This is a genomic window from Arthrobacter sp. A5, from assembly GCF_051131705.1.
Taxonomy (GTDB): Bacteria; Actinomycetota; Actinomycetes; order Actinomycetales; family Micrococcaceae; genus Arthrobacter_M.
Window position 1 is genome coordinate 3,911,639 of record NZ_CP180316.1, and the last position, 19,917, is coordinate 3,931,555.

Sequence of the window (19,917 nt, forward strand, 5' to 3'; positions counted from 1 at the left end):
CCGGAACGCCGTCGTTCATGGCCGGAAAATTACCGACCGCTCGTTCTATAAATAAATCACGACGGCGGCGTCCCGGTCAACCAGCGCTCCACCGCAGGTGCACCGAAGGTTTAGGTGCAAGAGGTCGGTTAGGTGAACAGGGCGTTTCGGGGCTCGTTCTTTTTCACAAACTGCCAGCCGAGCCACAGCACCACCGCGAAGAACGGAATGGTGGCCAAGGTCCACAACCCGAGCAGGAAAACGTCACCGTCTTTGCTGGTCATCGTGTCAAACCCGATCAGTATAGTGATGGCCAGCAGCGCCAGCAGCCCGATCCAGCTGGTCCAGGGCGCGCCGGGCATCGGCAGACTCGAAATCCGCCCCTTCTTTTTCCGCAGCATGATCTGGCAGGCAAAGATGGACGCCCAAGTGAAGATGACTCCGATGGACGCCGTATTCAGCGCCAAGTCAAATGCGTGCGAGCCGCCCAGCCAGATGTTCAGCAAAATTCCCACCAGATATACACCTGCGATGCTCAGGATGGCAGCGTACGGTACGTGCCGCGAGGACATTTTTGTCAGCCACTGGGGAGCGTGCCCATTATTGGCCATAGTGCGGAAAACCCGGCCGATCGAATACAACCCGGAGTTACAGGAGGAGAGCGCGGCCGTGATCACCACGATGTTCATCACGGAGCCCACCCAGCCGAGACCCATGGTGCTGAAAACGGTCACGAAGGGGCTCTCCCCGGTTTTGTAATGATCCGAGGGCATCAGCATGGCAAGCAGCGTCACCGAACCGACGTAAAAGACAACGATACGAACGACGACGGCTCGGATCGCCTTGGGCACCTCGCGTTCGGGATTCTGCATCTCACCGGCCGTGATACCCACGAGCTCGATGGCGTTGTAGGCAAAAATCACGGCGTTCAGGACCAGGATCATCACCATGGCACCCTTGGGGAACATGCCGCCGTCGTCGTAGAACAGGTTGTTCATCGACGCGTGCGAGTCACCCACCTGGGCGTTGGTGACCACCATCAGGGTGCCGGCGATCAGGAACAACACGATGGCGGCGACCTTCAGGCAGGAGGCCCAGAACTCAAACTCGCCAAAGGCCTTGACGCTGAGCAGGTTGACGGCCACCAGCAGCACCAGAGCGCACAGGGCGCTGAGCTCCACCGGAACGTGCGGGAAGAAGAACTGGAAGTACAGGCCGATCGCAATCAGCTCGGCGATCCCTGTCATGGCCCAGTTAATGAAGTACATCCAGCCGGAAAGGTAGGCACCCTTCTTACCGAAAAGCTCCCCCGCGTACGAGACGAAGGAACCGGACGTCTGCCGGTACATGATCAGTTCACCCAGCGCGCGCATCAGCAGGTAGGCAATGACACCGGCGATGGCGTAGGAGAATATCAGCGCGGGCCCGGTGGAAGCCAGCCGGCCACCGGCACCCATAAACAGCCCGACCCCAATGGCACCGCCCATGGCTATCATGGTCACGTGCCGCCGGGACAGGGTCCGGGCGTACCCCTCCGACGTTATTCCCCCCGGGCCATCGCCTTTGACTGCTGTTAACGGATTTTCTTCGGCTAACTTATTGGACACACAAATTCCTTCAGTTCAGATCACAATGCTTCCGCGGGCCGCACCGGACGAACGTCTCACCAACGGCTGACAACCGCTGGAACAGTGCACGAAGCAGGTAACAGTTTAGCCGAGCGAAGGCCCAGGACTCCTGACCTAGCGCTTTAATCGCTGAGCGACGTTTCGCGTTTCTTTGTCTCGAATCGCAGGATCCGGTCCGTGCCTGGGTAACGGGTTTCGGTGCTGGTGAGGTGGTCGCAGAGTTCGGCGATCGCGGCCGTGGCCCGTTTGGTGGGGAGGGGGTCGAGGCGGATGGTGAGGTAGCCGTCCCGGCCGGGGTCGATGTCGCCGCTGGTCGTGAGAGCCTGCCGGATCAGGGCGTGGGCTTCGTCGTCGGCGCGGGCGTAGCCGGTGTTGGTGCGGATCTCCCTGGCCAGGGTGGACGCGGTGTTGAACGCGGCCATCCGGATCGCGTGGGTGAGCAGTTTCGTCTCGGTGTCCAGGACCTGCTGGCCCGGGGCGATGTCACCAAGGGGTACCCGGGCCGGGATCTCCTTATGCACCGCCTGCGCCTCCTCGAAGACGGTTTGGGCGGTGAAAAGGTCCGCGGTGATCGCGTTGTGCCCGGCATTGGTGATCAGGACCGTGGCCGTTCCCGGCGCCGGGGTCCGGGCCGCCAGCAACGCGGCATCGGTGTCGGCGAGGGCCTTCCCGTACCGGGTTTTGGCGGTAAGTACGTTCTGGTAGGCCTTGCGTTTGGCCGGGTTCGGCACCGACCGTTCCGGATCATCATCGGTACTGGTGTAGGCGTCGTGGGAATCCAGGGCGAAGCGGATCCTGGCGTAGCGGAAGTAGTTCTCCTGCCGCCACCTGGCACCCATACGGTAAATCGCTTCCCCGGTAGCGAGGTCTGTGTCGGTGGTGAGGATGTGGATCTGCCGTAACCCGCCTGCCGGGACCTTGACCTTGCGGCTGATCTGGCGCATCGACAACACTTCCCCGGTAGTTCCGACAGGCACCTCGACCCGGATGTCGGCCGCGGCCCAGGACCGGGTTTGTCCGTGTTCATCGGTGTGCGTGACCTCGCTGAAGAGGGAGTCGTCGATGTCCCCGGTGGTGCCCTTGCGCCAGGTCAGCACATCAAAACCTGCTGAACTCATGTGTTGGAACAGGGCCGGGGACCAGCCGCCCCGGTCGAAACCGACCAGCACCCTGCGGTCATCGCCGATAATCAATCGCAGGGTCGGCAGGAGCCGGCGCAGTTCCCCGGTCAGCGCGGCCCCGGGTTCGGCCATGACCACCAGCACCGGGGACCCGTGTCCGTCGGCGACCCAGGTCTCCTCGGTCGCCGGGACCGGGAACTTCAACCTCGTGGAATGGACCTTCCCGATCTTCCTCGTGCCCTGATAGGCGCGGACATGCCCGTCAACGTAGAGCACCGCGGCCAGACCCCCGCCCTCCTCGTCACCGCTGCCGTTCAGGTGTCTGGTTGCCATCGCGGTCAGCAGTTCCCCGGCCCTGCCGGTCCCGGCCAGGGCCGCGGTTTTGCGGCGGAGGGTTTTCACTTCCGGCGCCCGGTCCAGACCCAGCACCCGTCCCATCGCGACCGGGTCGATCCGGGTTATCCCCTCGGCCCGGGGTTCCCCGGCCAGGGCCTGAAACACCGCCCCGGTGAGGATGGTGTCCAGACCGTAAAACCCGTTCGGCAACGCCCCGAAGACATCCTTCGCACACTCCAGCAATCCGGTGTTCACCAGGGCGGGCAGGGCCAGGAACAGCCCGGCCAACGGCACCCGGGCCGCCGGGGCGAACGCCGGGGCCGCGCATTCCAGCAGCCCGGTCCGGGCCCAGGCCCGTTCCCCGGACCGGTCCGCCGCAGCCGGCAGAACCGGCAGCCCTTCCGCCGGTTCGGTGATGACGGGACCGGCTTCCGGGTCCTGCCGGGACGGGTGCGCAGTGGCCGGTTCCTGTGCGGCGGTTTCCATGGCCAATGTCCGCCGGACGGTGAATTCGGAGACACCCACTTTCGCACCGACTGCGCGCAGTGGCAGGCCGGTGGAGCGCAAGGCGCGGATCTCGGACATCATGGATTCCGTCAGCCGGCTGGGCCCCCTCGGGCCCGGCTTTTCCGGGGCCAGACCCAACACCCCATCCATGGCCAGGACCTGGCGCCAGCGCCACAACGTGCCCGGATCCACACCGAAAGCGGCAGAAATCTCCGCCACCGACGCGGCCTTAATGTCCGCCAGTTTCGCCGCCGTGAACCGGCGCGTCGCGGTGTCCCCGACATCCCAGGCGTAAGAGAGTTCCCCATGAACAAAAGCCCTGCCACCCGTCTCATCCTCGACCAGCGACACCGCCAGACCAATCGGGACGGCACTGGCGTCCATGGCCATCGGAAGGGGCAGTTGAGATGTCATCACGCCCATCATCCACCCCTCCCGAAGCCGCCGATTATCTTGCTTAGATTCTATCGCGTCTGAGGGAAAATTAACAGCCGACCACTCAACAAAAACACCGGAATCACACGGAAGCCATCGCGACAGTCACGCCCTATGTCCAGAGTCCTGAGGCCTGCGCTGTGACCGGCGTCCCTTCCGGCGCCGGGCAGCCTGGTCCATCGCCACCGAGGTCCGGTGCTCCACGCGTCGTATTCATTGGTCCTGTCAGTTGCTGTCCATGGCGCTTAACGCCCCTCGTTCCATATGCAGCACCGTGCCGCCGTCGAGCCCCATAAACCAGCGACGCAGCGAGCGGTCGTGGCTGACCATCACCAATGTGCCTCGGTAGGCGGCAAACACCTCCTCCAGCTCACCCACCAGAACCGGTGCCAGATGGTTGGTCGGTTCATCGAAGAGGATCACGTCGTAACAGCCCACCAGCAGCCGGGCCAGAGCCAACCGCCTGTACTGGCCCACGGACAGCGAGCCCACCGGGACGTATAAATCCCGGCTCCGGAACAGACCAAGCCGCAGCAGCCGGTCGGCGTGCACATCGATGTCCCCGGCCAGGCCGGCGGCAAATGCGGGCAGCAGCCGGCGCCGGGGGTTCTGCGGAGGTGCCAGCTCCTGCGGCAGGTAGCCGAGGGCGCCGCGCCGCACCACGGTACCGCGTTCGGGCTTCTGGACTCCGGCGAGCACGTCAAGCAATGTGGTCTTCCCGGCACCATCGGGACCGGTGATGAGCAGCTTTTCCCCCGCCTGGGCGGTGAACCGGCTCACATCGAGGCGGCCCGGCACGGCGATGCCAACGGCGGTCAGGACCTCACCCACAGGATCGTGACCGCCGCCGAGGCCCGCCGCCAGCGTTAACGGCTCCGGTGGCCGCGCTACGGCGTTCTCTTCGAGCCGGCGAAGCCGTTCCTGGGCATTGCGGACCTTGCTGGCCGCAGCCTGCTGCCAAGTGCCGGCCTTAAAGTCGAACCCCATTTTGTCCCCGTCGCGGCGCCGGCCGTAACCCATCTTCTGTGCAACCGTGTCGGCCTGCAGCCGCTCGGCGGTCATGGCATCAATCCACTGCTGGTATTCCTGCTCCCAGCGCCGCCGCTCCGCGGCCTTTTCCGCCACGTAGCCCACGTACCCGTTGCCGTAGCGGCGTACCTCGCGCCTGTCGCCGTCCACCTCGATCACCGTGGCGGCAACCCGGGTCAGGAACGTCCGGTCATGGGACACCGCGATCACGGTTCCACGGTGCCCCGCCAGCTGCGCCTCCAGCCATTCGACGGCTTCGGTATCCAAATGGTTGGTGGGTTCGTCCAGGAGCAGAATAGGCGGCGGGTCCGCCAGCAGGCAGGCCAGTGCCAGCCGTTCCTGCTCGCCGCCGGACAATGACTCCAGCAGCCGGTCCCTGCCGATTCCAGCCAGGCCGAGGTGATTCATGGCGGAGTCCACCCGGGCGTCCGCTTGGTATCCGCCGCGCAGCTCGAACTGCCCCAGTAAAGCGCCGTAACTGTCGAGTTCTTCGGTGCAGGCCACCGCCATGGCATTTTCGAGGCCTCGAAGCCGTGCCTCCATCGCCCGAAGCCCGGACAGCGCCTTGTCGATGGCGCCGGCCACCGTGGATCCGGCGACGACGGGTAGGGTCTGCGCCAGGTAGCCGACCTCCGCACCAACGGTGACGTTTCCCCCGTCGGGCTTCTCCAGGCCCGCAATCAGCCGCAGCAGCGTTGATTTACCGGCGCCGTTCTCGCCGACAATTCCGATGTGCGCGCCGTCGTCGATGATCAGGTCAACGTGGGCCAGCAGGAGTTTGTCTCCATAACCGTGCGAGACGTCCCACAGCGTGACGTTACCGGGCTGTTGATCAAAGGGGTGGGTCATCTGAAGTCCTTGCGGTTTCGCCAATGTCTGCCGCTGGAAACCGCTCGCCGCAGGGTGCCTAAAACACTCGCGGGACGGCGCATCACCGGCACGGGCATGAAATCGCGTTACTTCTTCATGTTTCAAGCGTGCGGCACAGGGTCACTGCGCGTCAAGATCGGGACGCCATCGACGCGCACGCGCAGGCAGATTGGTGGGCAGAGACCCTGGGCTGGACTGTGGAGCCCTCGGACGAAGCCTTCATCCGCTCGATGATCGACCAGGGACACGCATGCGAAGAGGACACCATGATCCACACGGCGCCCTGGTCCGGCGGGCCGGCGCGGCGGTCTGCCCGGCGGGGGGAACTGGGGCTCACCGGCGGGCGCCGCATTTTGTTCCAGCCCGGCCGGAGGATAAAACCGGCAAAAACAGGGTGCACTGGGACATCAATCTGGCTGGGGCGGATAAGGATGAGGTCCGCGCGGGGCTTGAGGCCCGCGGCGCCGTACACCTTTGGACGGCCAGTCAGGGTCCCTATGCCTGGCACACCATGGCCGATCCGGAGGGCAACGAGTTCTGCATCTCGTGATCATTGCCTCGCCGGTTGCACCCGCCGCACGCGCTGCGGCCCGAGTCTCAGGGCGCCGGCCGTGGAAAAGACCGGGGTGCGGGAGAATCCGGCCTAAACTCGATCCGTGAGTACAGTAGATCCCGCCCTGGAATTGCCCGCAAAAGTCTCCGACATTTTCGACCCGCAGCAATGGCGCCTGGTCGCCGGCTTTGAAGGCCTAGCGGATGTGACCTACCACCGACAGGTGAAACGGGCGGCCGGCCCGGACGCGGGTGCCGGCGCGCCCGCGCGTGACTTACCCACCGTCCGGATCGCGTTCAACCGTCCGGAGGTGCGCAATGCCTTCCGGCCTTCAACCGTGGACGATCTCTACCGTGCGCTCGACCACGCGCGGATGACCCCCGACGTGGCCACGGTGCTGCTGACCGGCAACGGCCCCTCCCCCAAGGACGGCGGCCATTCATTTTGTTCCGGCGGCGATCAGCGCATCCGGGGCCGGGACGGCTACCGCTATGCGGAGGGCCAGACCCAGGAAACCATCGACCCCGCCCGGGCAGGCCGGCTCCATATTCTGGAGGTCCAGCGGCTGATGCGCACCATGCCCAAGGTGATCATGGCCGTCGTCAACGGCTGGGCGGCGGGCGGCGGCCACTCGCTGCACGTGGTGGCGGATCTGTCCATCGCCTCCCGCGAGCACGGCAAATTCAAGCAGACGGATGCGACCGTGGGCAGCTTCGACGCCGGTTACGGCTCGGCGCTGCTCGCCCGGCAGATCGGCCAGAAAGCCGCCCGGGAGATCTTTTTCCTGGCCCGCGAATATTCCGCAGAAGATATGTACAGGATGGGCGCGGTCAACGAGGTTGTTGAGCACGAGCGGCTGGAGCAGGTGGCGCTGGAATATGCCGCGGACATCGCCCGGCAGTCGCCGCAGGCCCTCCGGATGCTGAAGTTTGCCTTCAATCTGGCCGACGACGGGCTGGCCGGGCAGCAGGTCTTCGCCGGCGAGGCGACCCGGTTGGCCTATATGACCGATGAGGCCGTGGAAGGCAAGGAAGCCTTCCTGGCGAAGCGCGAGCCGGACTGGTCACGTTTTCCCTACTACTTCTAAGGCACTGCAGCATGGATATCGATCCCGTTCTCAGCGCGCTGGCGGCGGCCCTATCCGGTGAAGGACCTGCCGTGCAGCTGCAGCCCGCTGCCTTTCCCCAGTGGCTTCCGATCATTAATCTCCTGCCGGACGCGCGGTCCGCCTTCGGCGACGACGACGGGATCGCCGTCGTGGTTTCCACCTCCGGCTCCACTGGCCGGCCCAAGCGTACGATGCTCGGCGTGCATGCACTGGCCGCGTCCTCGATGGGAACGGCCGTTGCGCTGGGAGGGGAGGGTCAGTGGCTGCTGGCCCTCCCGGTCCACTACGTCGCCGGGATCCAGGTGCTGGTCCGCTCGCTCTTCGCCGGCACCCGGCCCTGGGTCATGGATCTCTCCGGCGGGTTCAGCGCCGAGGCCTTCACCGCGGCGGCGCAGGAAATGACGGACCGTAACCGCTACACCTCGCTGGTCCCGACCCAGCTGCACCGGCTGCTGACTGACCCGGCGCCGGAAACGTTGACGGTCCTACGCCGTTTCGATGCGATCCTGCTCGGCGGCTCCCCCGTCACGGCGGACCTGCTGCAGTCCTCGCGCGACGCCGGCATCAAAGTGGTCACGACGTACGGCATGAGTGAAACCTGCGGTGGCTGCGTGTACGACGGCGCCCCGCTGGAGGGCGTGCAGGTGGCCGTCCGGGACGGTCGGATCTGGCTGGGCGGCGACGTCGTTGCCTCCGGCTACCTGGACGCTCCCGGGCTGACCGGGCAGAGTTTCCACACGGGGAGGCCGGGCAGCGAGCCGGGGGCAGAGGCGCCGCCTGCCGCGGGCGATGCGCCGGCCCTTCGGTGGTACCGCACCGACGACGAGGGTGAATTGACCGCGGACGGAAGGCTGCTGGTGCGCGGGCGCGTCGACGACGTCATCATCACCGGCGGCATCAAGGTGTCCGCGCATTTGGTGGCGGAGCGGCTCCGCCTCCTGCCCGGCGTCCGGGACGTCTTTGTTGCCGGCCTCCCCGATCACGACTGGGGGCAGCGTGTCGGCGCCGCCGTCGTCGGGACCTGTACCGTGGAGGAACTGCAGGCCGGCGCCGCCGCCGTGCTGGAACCCTACGCTGTGCCGAAAACCGTACTGTTGATCGCCGAGCTGCCGATGCTGGCCACCGGAAAACCCGACCGGCAGGAGCTGATCACACGGCTTGCAGCGGGTGGAACCGGCCACGGTTCGACGGCCCCGCGGCTTCCGCCACAATAGGCCCGGACGGAAGATGCAGCGCATAAGTAGCGTCCCAAGGGACACCGGGAGCAACACCGGGCCGGTCATCCGGCCGGGCAACGCACCGGGAACAACACCAAACATTTCACCGAGAATGAGGAGTACCATCGTGGCCACTGCCGGTCAATGGATCGAAGGGGCCCGGCTGCGCACGTTGCCGATGGCCATTGCGCCGGTGATTATCGGCACGGCCGCCGCCTACGATCTGGGCGCCTTGCGCCCGGTGAACGCGGTGCTGGCGGCGTGCGTGGCGCTGCTGCTGCAGATCGGCGTGAACTTTGCCAACGATTATTCCGACGGCATCCGCGGGACGGACGATGTCCGGGTGGGGCCGCTGCGGCTGGTTGGTTCGGGGGCCGCGACGCCGGCCCAGGTAAAAGCGGCAGCCTTTGCTGCCTTCGGGCTGGCCATGCTGGCCGGGCTGGCGCTAGTCATCCTGTCGCAGACCTGGTGGCTGCTGCTGATCGGCGCGGGCTGCGTGCTGGCCGCGTGGGGCTACACCGGCGGGAAGAATCCCTACGGCTATCTGGGACTGGGAGACGTCTTCGTGTTTGTCTTCTTCGGCCTCGTCGCGACTCTGGGCACCACGTACACGCAGGCCGGCGCCCTCAGTCCTGCCGCCGTCGTCGGAGCCGTCGGAACCGGGCTGATCGCCGTCGCGCTACTGATGGCCAACAACGTCCGGGACATCCCCACCGACGCCCAGGTCGGTAAACGGACCCTGGCCGTGCGTCTTGGGGACCGTAACGCCCGGTGGAGCTACGTGCTGATGCTGGCCGTGGCGCTGCTGCTGGGCCTGGTCATCGTTCCGCAGAAACCCTGGATCCTGCTGGTGCTGCTGCTGATTCCCGCCTGCCTGATGCCCAGCTGGCTGATGCTCAAGGGCAAGAAACGCAAGAGCCTGATCCCGGTACTCAAACAAACCGGACTAATCAATCTGGGCTACAGCATTCTGTTCGCCGCCGGTCTGGTGCTGTCCAAGGGCTGGTAACGCCCGGACTGCTCAGGGCCCCAGAAACTCGCGCGGGATCTCCCCGGGTGTACCTGGCGCCGGGCTGCTCTTCGCCGCGATGGGACCGGCCCCTTCGTTCCTGGTCGGACCCCCGGCGCCGGTCTTCCTTGTCGGCCCCTCGGCCCCGACGTTCCTGCGGTCGTCAGACTCAATCGTGACATCGGGGTGGGCATCGACCAGGGCATCCTCGGCATTGGCATCCATCAGCTCCGTGGCGCTGCGGATCGGTTTGGCGTTGCCGGAAAAACGCGTGCGCAATTGCTCCGCGGCGGCCTCGCGCTGCCGACGGAACAAGAGGTAGCTGATGCAGAACGCGATCAGCACCGCGAATATCCCGGCCAAGATCGGGGCCATGCCCAGCAGCAGGAACAACACGAACAGCGGCACAAAAACGCCCGCACGAATCAGGAAGTACTTGAAAAAAGCCACACTCCGAGTTTAGACGCTCAAGCTGGACATTTCGCCGGGAGCCTTAGGACGCCGCCAGACGTTAGAATGAATCATGGTCCGGCTACTTTTGGTCATTCTTCCTCTGGCCTTCCTCATCTATGGGCTGATCGACTGTATCCGAAGCGATTCCGCCGATGTGCGCAGCCTCCCCAAAGCCGCCTGGGTGCTGGTGATTGTGCTGCTGCCGCTCATCGGGGTGGCAATGTGGCTTATCTTTGGACGCCCCAGCTACACCCCGCAGCCCAGCGCCTACCCCAGACAGTCCATGGCCCCGGACGACGACCCGGATTTTCTGCGTAACCTCGAGACGGCCCGCCGGCACAGGGCCGAGGCAGAGCGCCTGCGCAAGCTCAAAGAGGAACTGGAAGCCCGCCAGGCAAAGCTGCCGGACAAAAAACCGGGCGACGACGACGCCGCGCAGGACGGCACGAACCGTCAGGACAAGCCGGGCTCGACGTCCTAGACGAAACAGCGAGAGCGTTCACCTCCCCTTGAATACCTGCGAGCAATTGCGGCCCACGGCCTACTCCCATCATCACCGTCAAGTGATCATTGCGCGGCAATTCAGGCCCGCACCCGTTCCCAGGAAGCTATAGGGCCTTGAGTTACGCTGAAGAGCGGATGCGCCTCCGGGGCGACCTCGTCGGCCCAGCGCCTCGCTACTTGCGGACTTCGCGTGCCAAGCTTCGTCAACAGGTGCAACCATTCGTAGGCCAACTGGCCGGATGTGACGGGAATCAGCGCATCCAACTCCGGCCGTGCGCTGATTTTTCCGGTGTTAAAGCGGTAGCCGCGCGCATCCGCTTCCTCTGCAATGGCGCTGAGATAGATCCCGATCGCCCCGATCGGGTCGGACTGAGCCATGAATCGTTCAAGTTGCGGATGGTTACGGTAACCGCGGCCTGGGTTCGCGAGCACTGATTGCGCCAGCAACGCCTCCCGCCAGCACGCGGTGAGCGCTTGGCGGTCGAAATACCGCGGGTGAAGGGACCAGAGCCGCATATTGTTTCAGCCGTCCCATTCAGCCGCGGAGGGCAGCAAGGTGCCCGGAGTCGCCGCCGGTTGGCGTGCCGAGAGGCCGTTCATTAGGCACTGCCACCGGGAGCGTCGACGGCGGCGCTCAACAGATCCAGGAAGCGGATGACAGCTTGCTGCTGATCGGCCGGCAGACCAGCAGCAACCACGAACATCCGCTCGTGCATGGAACCCAGAGATTTGTGTACTTCGTGGTGTGCCTTCGTTGTGGCATACAGCAGTTGCGCCCGACGGTCGAGCGGGTTAGGTTCGCGCCGGACGTGCCCGGTCCGGGCCATTCGCCCCAGCAGCTTCGCAGTCGCTGCCGACGAAATTCCAAGTTTGCGGGTCAAATCCGTCGGGCCGATCGCGTGTCCGCTGGGTTCGGCCGCGATCAGGTGCCGAAGGGCACTTAGGTCGGTTTCATTCATGTCCATGTCGGCCTTGAGTCGCCGCCGCATGCCAGCGTCGGCAGCATGGAAGCGGCGCAAGGCCTGGAGCACCTCCACAGCCGAGCCGGCCGAGGCACCGGCGTACCAGTAACTGTTCGGCGCCTTGCTGTTCTCTTCGGCGGTCATGGGTCAATATTATCGCCTAAAAGCTAGCTAGGTTAGATAAATTCAGGTTAGGCTCGAGGGCAAGGTGAGAGCCATAACTTGGGTCAGAAGGCAGAACTGCATACTTGGACTCGTTTTTTGGTCGGAGCCCGATTGATGATCAACCTCGCCATCTCCACTTAATCACGGAAGAAGAACATCATGGCCGGAAATCTTATCGCCCGATCCGTGCACGACCTGACTGCAGCGGCCTGGTTTGGAGGTTCCCTCATGGGAGCCATCGGCCTCAACGGGGCAGCCGCGGAAGCAAAAGATCCAACCGAGCGCACACATCTGTCCAGCTTGGGGTGGAAGAAGTGGGCCCCTGTACAGACAGCGGCATTTGCCGCCCATATTGTTGCCGGTCTCGCTGTGACCTGGGAAAACAAGGACCGCTTTGCCAAGCAGCACGGCGTTACCCGCCTTTCCGTTTATAAAACTGTAGTCACCCTGACCGGTGCGGCAGTAACCTTGTACGCCGGACTGGTGGGGAAGAAGGTTGACGAGCTTGCCGCTGAAGGCGCTGAAGGCGCCACGGAGCCCAAAGCCGGCGCGTCAAGTGAGCTGAAATCTGCTCAGAAGCAGTTGAAGATTCTGCAGTGGGCCATTCCGGTTTTCGCTGGTTGGGTCATTGTTCTAGGTGCGAAGCACGGTGAAATGCAGCGGCCGAAGAATGTGATTAAAGGTCTTGCGCGTTAGCCGAATACCGGGCAACCGATGATCCTAAGTTGTCACAATGTTGCTTAGGTGGCTGTCCGTCGCCGGCCATCCCGTCGTAAGTCCGCACCGATTTCGCCAGGGAATACGGAGGCTCGTCGATAACGAACGCTACCGGGTGATCTTCCGGCGATTCGTTCCGGCGGGGTTTCGGGACAAAGCGCCCCGTCTCCCAAAGTAGTCTCCATGTACGCACGGAGCAGGGCGCGTTTGCTGCCCTGCTCCGCCACGTTGGGCGTCCGGACGGTGACGCCGGCGGGCCGGGCGGGATGATGCCTTCACGTTTAGCGACCTCGGAGCCGACCGCCAGCCAGATGAGCTGACTCGGCACCCGGACCCTTATTGACCCTTACGCCGGAATCCGGTTTTCGTCCGGCGGAGAACACCTGGGTGCTTATCCGACTCCTGCGTAGGAGTGCAGTCCGGCGAAGTAGACGTTGACGATGGTGAAGTTGAAGACCACGCAGAGATACCCCACGATGGACAGCCATGCTGCGCGGGTTCCGGTCCAGCCGCGGGTGGCCCGGGCGTGCAGGTATCCTGCGTAAACCACCCAGATGACGAACGTCCAGACTTCCTTGGTGTCCCAGCCCCAGAACCGACCCCAGGCTGCCTCGGCCCAGATGGAGCCGAACATCAGCGTCAAGGTCCACCCCACAAAGGCGATGGCATTGATCCGGTACGCCATGTTTTCCAGGCTCAGTGCCGAGGGTACCAGCCGCATGAACGGGGCTCTGTCCGGCCGGCCCTGCTCGAGTGCACCCTCGCGTCGGGACTGCACCAGCTGCAGGACGGACATCGCGAATGTCAGGGTGAACAGCGCGGAGGACATGACCGCGATGGAGACGTGAATGACCAGCCAGTAGCTCTGCAGTGCCGGTACCAGATGTCCGGCCGGCGTCCAGAACGCCACCGAGGCCGCCGTCAGCATCACGAGCACCAGACCGATCACGAAGGTGCCCAGGAACCGCAGATCGCGTCGGGTCAGGACGATCAGGAACACGGCGGCGACAACGAAGCCGCCGGTAGTGCAGAACTCGTACATATTGCCCCAGGGAACCCGGCCGGCGGCAAGACCTCGGGAGAGAACACCCGCCCCGTGGATCACAGCGGCGATCAGGGTCAGGGCGACGGCCACTCGTGCCGGCACCCGGCGTTCGGACCCGTAGCGCATCGAGTCATCTGCCGTGATGCCAGTGTCCCGGGCGGAGGCGTCCGCATGGAAGGTCGGCCGCTGGACGCGACCCTCGGGCCCCTCGATCTCACTGTCCAAAGATCCGTTGGATCCGGCGACCACGGATCCGGCCATAACGCCGACGCGGGTCCTGGACTTCGCCGCGGCCGCGTGCTCGCTCTGCGCCAGCACAGCCTTCGTGGTCTTGCTGTTCTGCACCAGATCCCAGGCAAAAGCGATGAAGGCGATGGCATAAGCAATGGCCGCCAGCAGCATGAACCGCTCGCTGTACAGGGCGAAAGTTTCGTTGATTTGTGGCATTACTGGTCCTTACTTACCGTCGCAGAACCGGTACTGGTCCGGCCTGTTGATGATTGCGCCCCGTTGCTATCTTCCGCCTGTTCAGCACCGGGTGCCAACCAGCGTTTCTCCAGCAGGGCCCGGATGGCGGTTGCCTCCGCGGCCAGCCGGTGGTCTTCGCCCCTGGCCAGCAGCCCGTACTCCACCATCGTGCGCCCGTCGGCATGGTTTCCGGTGCGGATCCACACCCGCCTGCGGTTCAGGAACAGTGATCCCACCAGCCCCAGCAAGGCGGTGACGCCGAAAATCAGCGCCCAACCCTGTCCCGGGTTGTGGTGGATGTCCAAAGCAACGTACCGCTTGATGCCATCGAAGCTGACGCTCCCCTTACCCTCCGGCAGCGTATAGGAAGCCCCCGGGCTCAGCACAATGCCGCCGGCTTTCAAGTCCCGGCCGTTGAGCTGCGTGAGCTTGGACGTGTCCAGCGTGAAGACGTTCTTTGGCTGCCCGGCGTCGAGTCCCAGGTCCCCGAAGTACGAGTTGAGGTTCAGCTGTGGGTTGAACGGGTCCGGATCGGAGGCGACCGCCACACCCTTGTCGTTGATGAGGGCGGTGGGCAGGAAGAACCCCACAAATCCGAGTTGGCTGGGCTTGGCATCCGGTGCCTTGATGACCAGCAGCGAGGTGTACGCGCCGTCGCTGGGAACGGAAACCACCGGCCCCTGGAACGCCACCTTGCCGTCGCCGTCCTTCACGGTCACGACGGGCGCGTAGCCGTTGCCGACCAGATAGATGCTGGTGCCGCCAAGGTTGACCGGCGAATTGACCTTGAGGGCCTGCTGTTGAGCGGACGACGACGGCGAGGACTTAGTGGTCAGCGTTGCCTTGAAATCCAACGGCTGGCCGTAATGGGACTTCGATTCGCGGTCAAACTTAACCTCGAATTTATCCAGTTGAATGGAATATGGCTCCAACTGCGCGGCGTCGAAATTGCTGCCCGGGGTGAATGTGTCATAGCCGACCAGCGTGTTGACGAAGGTGTCTCCTTCGACCAGGACGCGCTGCCCGCTGTAGCCGAAGAGTCCCCCGAGCGCGACGGATACCAGCACACCGATCAGCGCGGTATGGAAGAGCAGGTTGCCCACCTCCTTGGTGAAGCCGCGCTCCGCTCCTACTGACGGCCGATCGCCGTCGGCATCGCGTATTTCCAGCCGATAGCCGCGGGACTTCAACGCCGCAGCGGCATCCCGGATGGCCTCACCGGCCGGGATGCCGCGGGCCGCCGGAATCTCCAGGGTGCCGTACTCGGGGAGTCGGGACAACCGGTGGGGCGTCCGCGGCGGCTGCGACCGCATGGCCTTGTAATGCGCGATGGCCCGCGGCACGACGCAGCCGATCAGCGAAATGAACAGCAGAATGTAGATGGCGGAGAACCAGGGTGAGGAATAGACGTCAAAGAGTTTGAACCAGTCCAGCACCGGCCCCGTATCCGGATGGTCCTGCAGGTACTTCGTCACCACAGCCGGGTCTGCCGGACGCTGCGGGAAGAGCGAGCCGGGAACCGCGCCCACGGCGAGCAGCAGCAACAGGAAAAGCGCCGTTCGCATGCTGGTCAGCTGCCGCCACGCCCAGCGCAGGGTTCCGAAGAAGCCCAGCTGCGGCGGGACCACGGCAGCATTGTCCGGGGCAGCATTGTCCGGGGCAGCGCCGGGGGCTGTTCTGGTCGGGGCTGCGTCGTCCGGGGCTGCGCCGTCCGGGGCTGCGCCGGTCGCGGGATTCTGTCTCTTGTGCGCTGTCGCTTTCAAGGAATCTGCGTCTTTCAAGGAATTGGCGTCCTTCAACGGATCGGAGTCGTTCATCAGATCGGCAATCTCACTTCGTTGGCAAACCAGAACTGCAGCTCGTTAATCCACGTTCCCCACAGGCCGGCTGCCATCAGCAGCCCCAGGACAATCAACATCCCGCCGCCGAACCACTGCAGGATTCTGCGGTGCGCCCGGAAGTAGGCAAGCGCGCCCAGGCCCCGCCGCAATCCGAGTGCGATCAGCAGGAACGGCAGGCCCAGTCCGATGCAGTAGACGAACGTCAGCACGGCGCCTCTGACCGCGCTGGAGCCGTCGGAAAATGCAAGAGCCTGCACCGCGCCGAGGGTCGGCCCCGTACAGGGCGCCCAGCCCAGCCCGAAGGTGATCCCGAGGACGGGTGCTCCCCACAGACCTGCCGGCGTTTTGCGGTGGATTTTCGCCTCCCGCTGAAACCAGCTCATGCCGCCAAGGAAAATCACGCCCAGCACGATCACGAGCACGCCCAACAGCTGCGTCACCCACGCCGCGTCAGGGCCCTTGAGCCACGCGCCCAGCTGCCCGAAGACGGCGCCGATCAGCATAAAGACGGCGGAAAAACCGAGCACAAAAAGCCCGATGCCGGCAAACATCCGCCCGCGCCGCTGCTTCTGGAGGTCAACGCCGGTCAGCCCGGTAACATATCCGAGGTAGCCGGGGACCAGCGGGAGCACGCACGGGGACAAGAAGGAGACCAGACCGGCCAGCAGCGCTACCGGCATGGCGAGCAGCATCGAACCGCTCAGTACCGTTTCGGCAAAGGGGTTATTCACGGGCTCTCAGCCAGCGCTGCGCTAATCAGGGTTTTCAGCGTGCTCTTGTCCGCGAGGCCGAGAATCCGGGACGAGACCCTTCCCTTTTTGTCCAGCACGAGCGTGGTGGGCACGGCTGCCGGCGGGACGAATCCGGTCAAGGCCAGCAGTACCCCGCCGTCGCGGTCATTGAAGCTCGGGTAGCTCAGTGAGAAGTTCCGGTTGAACGCATCGGCCGTGGCTGCCTCATCGCGGATATTGACCCCGTAGAAGCCCGCACCTTGCGGCCCGAGCGACCGGTAAAGGCTCTCCAGATCCGGGGCTTCCGCCCGACAGGGGGCACAGGCGGCGTACCAAAAGTTCAGCACGGTGACCTTGCCGGCAAAGCTGTCCGATGACACCGCCGTGCCGTCGAAAAGCTTGCCGGAGAAACTGACTGCGGGTTTCCGCTCCGCCGCGGCAAACTCCGTGACGGAACCGTCCCCGGCAATGTAGTTTTTGTTGTCCCCAGCGTTGGCCTGCTGCGCCAGCGGGTCCTGGGCCGTACAGGCGGATAGGACAAGAGCCAGAGCCGCGCCGGAGGCGGCCAGCAGGGATCGGCGGCTCATGGGAGGGCTCACGGGTTTATCCACATCTGAACTGGAGTGAAATTTCCATAGTTGAGTTATCTACAGGGCGATTCAAGTCTCTTCGCCGCGATTCGAGTTTTCTACAGGACGTCGAAAAGACAATTCTCTCTCACTCCGGGACACTTTCTCAAGCTCCCGGGGTCGTTGCCGCGCCGGGCAGCAGCGACGCAGCCGGTTCGCTGTACCTGACGTTCGCGATGACTTCCCCGTCAAAAACCAAACTGGTCAACGAGGCCAGCGTGCATTCACGCCGCCGGGGGTCGTGCCACAGCGGCTTGTTTTCCGCCGTAAGCCGTGTGACCCAGATGGGCAGTTGGTGGCTGACCATCACCGCCTCCGCTTCGTCGCCGCCCAGTTCGAGGGCCCGACGGCGGACATCGTGCACCGCTTCCATCACTCGGGCGGCCTGCTGCTTATATGGCTCGCCCCAGGAAGGCCGCAGCGGATTCCAGAAATATGGCCAGTTCCTGGGTCTAAGGATCTCATGCCGGGACACCTTGCGGCCTTCGAAATGGTTCTCCGCCTCAATGATCCGCACATCCGTGCGGATATCGAGCCCCAGTGCGGCGGCAGAGGGTTGAGCGGTTTCCTGCGCCCGCGTCAAAGGCGAGGCAACCAGATGAACCAGCTTGGCGCCGTCGTCCGCCTTCTGCCGCAGGTGATCGGCGACCAACGCGGCCATGGCACGGCCGCGTTCGGAAAGATGAAATTCCGGCAGCCTGCCATAGAGGACGCCTTCGGGGTTAAATACCTCACCATGGCGCAATAAATGGACAGTGACTCGGGGCATGTTACTAAGTTTCTCAAAGGAGGCGGGCAATCACTAAATCAGGAGATTCCCAGGAACCGCCGGCACGCTGGAAAAAGGTTTCCCGGACTCGGAATAATAGATGCGTTTGCATCCTTATACCTTTCGATGGAGGGCAGACAGCCTTCCTGAACACAACTTTGTCGCATCTTGAACGTGACAGCTGATCAAGGAGAACGCATGTCCACTTCAACGCATCTCACCTCAACCGGACTCGACCAGGGCATCTGGAACCTCGACGGCGCGCACAGCGAGGTCGGTTTCACCGTCCGGCACGCGGGCATCAGCAAGGTCCGCGGAAGGTTCACTGACATCGCCGCGACCGCGACGGTAGGCCAGACCGCGGAGTCATCCTCGGTTACCGCGACCGTCCAGGCCGCCAGCTTCGACTCTGGAGACCCCAACCGCGACGGGCATGTCCGCGGCGCCGATTTCTTCGATGTGGAGAATTTCCCCGAGCTGACCTTCGTCTCCGGTTCGATCACCGGCACCGGCGAGGACTACGAGCTGGCCGGGGACCTCACCATCCGCGGCATCACCAAGCCGGTGACCTTCGAAACGGAGTTCAACGGTGTGGCCGTTGATCCGTTCGGCGCCACGCGCGCTGGTTTCTCCGGCAAAACTGTCATCAGCCGCAAGGACTTCGGCCTGACATGGAATGCCGCGCTGGAAGCCGGCGGCGTACTCGTGGGCGACAAGGTCACGATCACCCTCGAAGTAGCCTTCGTCAAGGCGTAATTCAGCAGCGGGGCCGCCATCCGCAGCCTCCTGTGCAGGGCAACGGCCGACGCGCCCCGGGCTCCGGTTCCCGGGGCGCGCCGCCCGTCGACCCTAGGTCGCGGTATATATTGCGCTTATAGGGCCGGCTGAATTGCGCTTATTGTCGCCGGTTAAGCCGATTGACACGGTGCGGTTAGCACGACGCGGCCGCTTCAGCGTCCCTATGCAAAGTATGGGGCCGGGGCTATGGTGTGAGCATGAGCACACCATACGAGAGCCCTGACCCGGAGCATTCCGGCGGGCAGCCACCGGCGGCTGGACGGGACTCCCGACCGGCTTCCGACGCCGCACCCGAATCGGGTTCGGGTTACGAGCAGCAGGCTCCCCCCGGCTACCAGCAACCCGGCTACCAGCAACCCGGCTACCAGCAACCCGGCTACCAGCAACCCGGCTACCAGCAGCCACCTCCGGCATATCAGCAACGCGCGGCCGGGCAGCAGGGCGGATACCTTCAGCGGCCCAAGTCACCGGCGGCAAATTTCAGCCACTTTCCGGAAAGACTCCGCGACCTTACCGCCGTTCCCCGGGAAGTAAAGAACGCGTACCTTCTCTTCGTCGCCGGTGCCCTTCTCAACCTGCTGGCAAGTCTGGTCAGTCTGATCCTTGTCGGGAGCCGATCCGGCGCATTTGTCGTGGGCTTCGCCGTGATCGGTTTCGTCTTTGCGATTATCTTTACCGCAGTTTTCATCTGGTTAGCCCTCCTCATGAAGGAAGGTGTTGGCTGGGCCCGCGTCGTACTGATCATACTGGCTGCTCTGAACATCATCGGGGGACTCTTCTCGCTCATCGGGATGTTCGCCAGTGCCGTGAGCCTGATTAATCTGCTGAGCTCCGTCGCCATCGTCATCGGCGGCATCCTCCTGCTGCTGCCCCCGGCCCAGGCATACTTCAAGGCGCGCCGGCCGCAGGGGTATCTGCAGTAGTTCCTGGTATTCAGCAAGGGCGGGGTTAGCGCCTTGAGGGGACCGCGGTAGGGTTGAAGAACCCGCCGCGGTTCACCTCTTTAACACCCGGTCCGCGGCAAAAGCCTCATCCGCAACCGA

The 19,917-nt window shown here is 64.2% G+C and carries 19 protein-coding genes; 8 read left to right on the top strand and 11 right to left on the bottom strand.

The window, feature by feature from the left end; all coding sequences use genetic code 11:
• Positions 1 to 128: 128 nt before the first annotated feature.
• The 3 genes from ACLLJI_RS18560 to ACLLJI_RS18570 all read right to left on the bottom strand — a co-directional run bounded on the left by ACLLJI_RS18560 (position 129) and on the right by ACLLJI_RS18570 (position 5,884).
• Positions 129 to 1,523, bottom strand: a complete 1,395-nt coding sequence (locus tag ACLLJI_RS18560) for an amino acid permease (protein WP_434621658.1) — start codon at positions 1,521 to 1,523, stop codon at positions 129 to 131.
• A 206-nt stretch (positions 1,524 to 1,729) separates the two neighbouring features.
• Complete coding sequence (locus tag ACLLJI_RS18565) at positions 1,730 to 3,997, bottom strand: putative transposase (RefSeq protein WP_434615424.1); 2,268 nt, start codon at positions 3,995 to 3,997, stop codon at positions 1,730 to 1,732.
• Between the two features lie 234 nt (positions 3,998 to 4,231).
• Positions 4,232 to 5,884: an ABC-F family ATP-binding cassette domain-containing protein gene (locus tag ACLLJI_RS18570; protein WP_434615427.1), complete on the bottom strand. Its 1,653-nt coding sequence runs from the start codon at positions 5,882 to 5,884 to the stop codon at positions 4,232 to 4,234.
• A gap of 271 nt (positions 5,885 to 6,155) precedes the next feature.
• On the opposite strand from ACLLJI_RS18570, the gene ACLLJI_RS18575 reads away from it, so the two are divergent.
• The 4 genes from ACLLJI_RS18575 to ACLLJI_RS18590 all read left to right on the top strand — a co-directional run bounded on the left by ACLLJI_RS18575 (position 6,156) and on the right by ACLLJI_RS18590 (position 9,792).
• A complete protein-coding gene (locus ACLLJI_RS18575) occupies positions 6,156 to 6,455 on the top strand; it encodes a VOC family protein (RefSeq protein ID WP_434615430.1) in 300 nt (99 codons plus the stop codon).
• A 106-nt stretch (positions 6,456 to 6,561) separates the two neighbouring features.
• On the top strand, positions 6,562 to 7,545 hold the full coding sequence (locus ACLLJI_RS18580) for a 1,4-dihydroxy-2-naphthoyl-CoA synthase (RefSeq protein ID WP_434615433.1): 984 nt from the start codon (positions 6,562 to 6,564) through the stop codon (positions 7,543 to 7,545).
• A gap of 11 nt (positions 7,546 to 7,556) precedes the next feature.
• On the top strand, positions 7,557 to 8,780 hold the full coding sequence (menE, locus tag ACLLJI_RS18585) for an o-succinylbenzoate--CoA ligase (RefSeq protein WP_434615436.1): 1,224 nt from the start codon (positions 7,557 to 7,559) through the stop codon (positions 8,778 to 8,780).
• 130 nt (positions 8,781 to 8,910) lie between these two features.
• Positions 8,911 to 9,792: a 1,4-dihydroxy-2-naphthoate polyprenyltransferase gene (locus ACLLJI_RS18590; RefSeq protein WP_283558978.1), complete on the top strand. Its 882-nt coding sequence runs from the start codon at positions 8,911 to 8,913 to the stop codon at positions 9,790 to 9,792.
• A 12-nt stretch (positions 9,793 to 9,804) separates the two neighbouring features.
• On the opposite strand, the gene ACLLJI_RS18595 is transcribed toward ACLLJI_RS18590, so the two are convergent.
• A complete protein-coding gene (locus tag ACLLJI_RS18595; RefSeq protein WP_434615440.1) occupies positions 9,805 to 10,242 on the bottom strand; it encodes a DUF4229 domain-containing protein in 438 nt (145 codons plus the stop codon).
• A 73-nt stretch (positions 10,243 to 10,315) separates the two neighbouring features.
• Between ACLLJI_RS18595 and ACLLJI_RS18600 the strand changes: the two genes are divergently transcribed.
• Entirely contained in the window at positions 10,316 to 10,726 is a 411-nt protein-coding gene (locus tag ACLLJI_RS18600; protein ID WP_283558979.1) for a PLD nuclease N-terminal domain-containing protein, read from the top strand.
• 101 nt (positions 10,727 to 10,827) lie between these two features.
• Here ACLLJI_RS18600 and ACLLJI_RS18605 read toward each other — a convergent pair whose 3' ends face one another.
• Together ACLLJI_RS18605 and ACLLJI_RS18610 are read right to left on the bottom strand one after the other, a co-directional pair.
• Positions 10,828 to 11,265, bottom strand: a complete 438-nt coding sequence (locus ACLLJI_RS18605) for a pyrimidine dimer DNA glycosylase/endonuclease V (RefSeq protein ID WP_434615443.1) — start codon at positions 11,263 to 11,265, stop codon at positions 10,828 to 10,830.
• A gap of 83 nt (positions 11,266 to 11,348) precedes the next feature.
• Entirely contained in the window at positions 11,349 to 11,855 is a 507-nt protein-coding gene (locus tag ACLLJI_RS18610; protein ID WP_434615446.1) for a MarR family winged helix-turn-helix transcriptional regulator, read from the bottom strand.
• A gap of 180 nt (positions 11,856 to 12,035) precedes the next feature.
• On the opposite strand from ACLLJI_RS18610, the gene ACLLJI_RS18615 reads away from it, so the two are divergent.
• Positions 12,036 to 12,572 carry a hypothetical protein gene (locus ACLLJI_RS18615; RefSeq protein WP_434615449.1) on the top strand — a complete coding sequence of 179 codons (537 nt, stop codon included), beginning with the start codon at positions 12,036 to 12,038 and terminating at the stop codon, positions 12,570 to 12,572.
• Between the two features lie 412 nt (positions 12,573 to 12,984).
• On the opposite strand, the gene ccsB is transcribed toward ACLLJI_RS18615, so the two are convergent.
• The 5 genes from ccsB to ACLLJI_RS18640 form a co-directional block, all read right to left on the bottom strand.
• Positions 12,985 to 14,085 (bottom strand): c-type cytochrome biogenesis protein CcsB, encoded by a 1,101-nt coding sequence (ccsB, locus tag ACLLJI_RS18620; RefSeq protein WP_434615452.1) that lies wholly within the window; start codon positions 14,083 to 14,085, stop codon positions 12,985 to 12,987.
• Positions 14,085 to 15,923 (bottom strand): cytochrome c biogenesis protein ResB, encoded by a 1,839-nt coding sequence (gene resB, locus ACLLJI_RS18625; protein ID WP_434615455.1) that lies wholly within the window; start codon positions 15,921 to 15,923, stop codon positions 14,085 to 14,087. Before resB ends, ccsB begins: the two co-directional genes overlap by 1 nt.
• The gene (locus ACLLJI_RS18630; protein ID WP_434615458.1) at positions 15,923 to 16,678 is read right to left on the bottom strand and encodes a cytochrome c biogenesis CcdA family protein; all 756 of its coding nucleotides are present in this window, start codon (positions 16,676 to 16,678) and stop codon (positions 15,923 to 15,925) included. Before ACLLJI_RS18630 ends, resB begins: the two co-directional genes overlap by 1 nt.
• Positions 16,675 to 17,265 (bottom strand): TlpA family protein disulfide reductase, encoded by a 591-nt coding sequence (locus ACLLJI_RS18635; protein WP_434621661.1) that lies wholly within the window; start codon positions 17,263 to 17,265, stop codon positions 16,675 to 16,677. The genes ACLLJI_RS18630 and ACLLJI_RS18635 overlap by 4 nt, the downstream gene beginning before the upstream one ends.
• 148 nt (positions 17,266 to 17,413) lie before the next feature.
• The gene (locus ACLLJI_RS18640) at positions 17,414 to 18,076 is read right to left on the bottom strand and encodes a histidine phosphatase family protein (RefSeq protein ID WP_434615461.1); all 663 of its coding nucleotides are present in this window, start codon (positions 18,074 to 18,076) and stop codon (positions 17,414 to 17,416) included.
• Between the two features lie 198 nt (positions 18,077 to 18,274).
• Between ACLLJI_RS18640 and ACLLJI_RS18645 the strand changes: the two genes are divergently transcribed.
• Both ACLLJI_RS18645 and ACLLJI_RS18650 read left to right on the top strand, forming a co-directional pair.
• Positions 18,275 to 18,832, top strand: a complete 558-nt coding sequence (locus ACLLJI_RS18645) for a YceI family protein (RefSeq protein ID WP_434615464.1) — start codon at positions 18,275 to 18,277, stop codon at positions 18,830 to 18,832.
• A gap of 239 nt (positions 18,833 to 19,071) precedes the next feature.
• Positions 19,072 to 19,797 (top strand): hypothetical protein, encoded by a 726-nt coding sequence (locus tag ACLLJI_RS18650; protein WP_434615467.1) that lies wholly within the window; start codon positions 19,072 to 19,074, stop codon positions 19,795 to 19,797.
• Positions 19,798 to 19,917: the final 120 nt, after the last annotated feature.

What these genes read in the sequence shown, in the direction of transcription:
- menE (WP_434615436.1), top strand. Translation starts at nt 7,557, where the DNA reads ATGGATATCGATCCCGTTCTCAGCGCGCTGGCGGCGGCCCTATCCGGT.
- ACLLJI_RS18575 (WP_434615430.1), top strand. Translation starts at nt 6,156, where the DNA reads ATGCGAAGAGGACACCATGATCCACACGGCGCCCTGGTCCGGCGGGCC.
- ACLLJI_RS18650 (WP_434615467.1), top strand. Translation starts at nt 19,072, where the DNA reads ATGAGCACACCATACGAGAGCCCTGACCCGGAGCATTCCGGCGGGCAG.
- ccsB (WP_434615452.1), bottom strand. Translation starts at nt 14,085, where the DNA reads ATGCCACAAATCAACGAAACTTTCGCCCTGTACAGCGAGCGGTTCATG.
- ACLLJI_RS18610 (WP_434615446.1), bottom strand. Translation starts at nt 11,855, where the DNA reads ATGACCGCCGAAGAGAACAGCAAGGCGCCGAACAGTTACTGGTACGCC.
- ACLLJI_RS18600 (WP_283558979.1), top strand. Translation starts at nt 10,316, where the DNA reads ATGGTCCGGCTACTTTTGGTCATTCTTCCTCTGGCCTTCCTCATCTAT.
- ACLLJI_RS18605 (WP_434615443.1), bottom strand. Translation starts at nt 11,265, where the DNA reads ATGCGGCTCTGGTCCCTTCACCCGCGGTATTTCGACCGCCAAGCGCTC.
- ACLLJI_RS18570 (WP_434615427.1), bottom strand. Translation starts at nt 5,884, where the DNA reads ATGACCCACCCCTTTGATCAACAGCCCGGTAACGTCACGCTGTGGGAC.
- ACLLJI_RS18565 (WP_434615424.1), bottom strand. Translation starts at nt 3,997, where the DNA reads ATGATGGGCGTGATGACATCTCAACTGCCCCTTCCGATGGCCATGGAC.
- ACLLJI_RS18645 (WP_434615464.1), top strand. Translation starts at nt 18,275, where the DNA reads ATGTCCACTTCAACGCATCTCACCTCAACCGGACTCGACCAGGGCATC.
- resB (WP_434615455.1), bottom strand. Translation starts at nt 15,923, where the DNA reads ATGAACGACTCCGATCCGTTGAAGGACGCCAATTCCTTGAAAGACGCA.
- ACLLJI_RS18635 (WP_434621661.1), bottom strand. Translation starts at nt 17,265, where the DNA reads ATGAGCCGCCGATCCCTGCTGGCCGCCTCCGGCGCGGCTCTGGCTCTT.
- ACLLJI_RS18615 (WP_434615449.1), top strand. Translation starts at nt 12,036, where the DNA reads ATGGCCGGAAATCTTATCGCCCGATCCGTGCACGACCTGACTGCAGCG.
- ACLLJI_RS18640 (WP_434615461.1), bottom strand. Translation starts at nt 18,076, where the DNA reads ATGCCCCGAGTCACTGTCCATTTATTGCGCCATGGTGAGGTATTTAAC.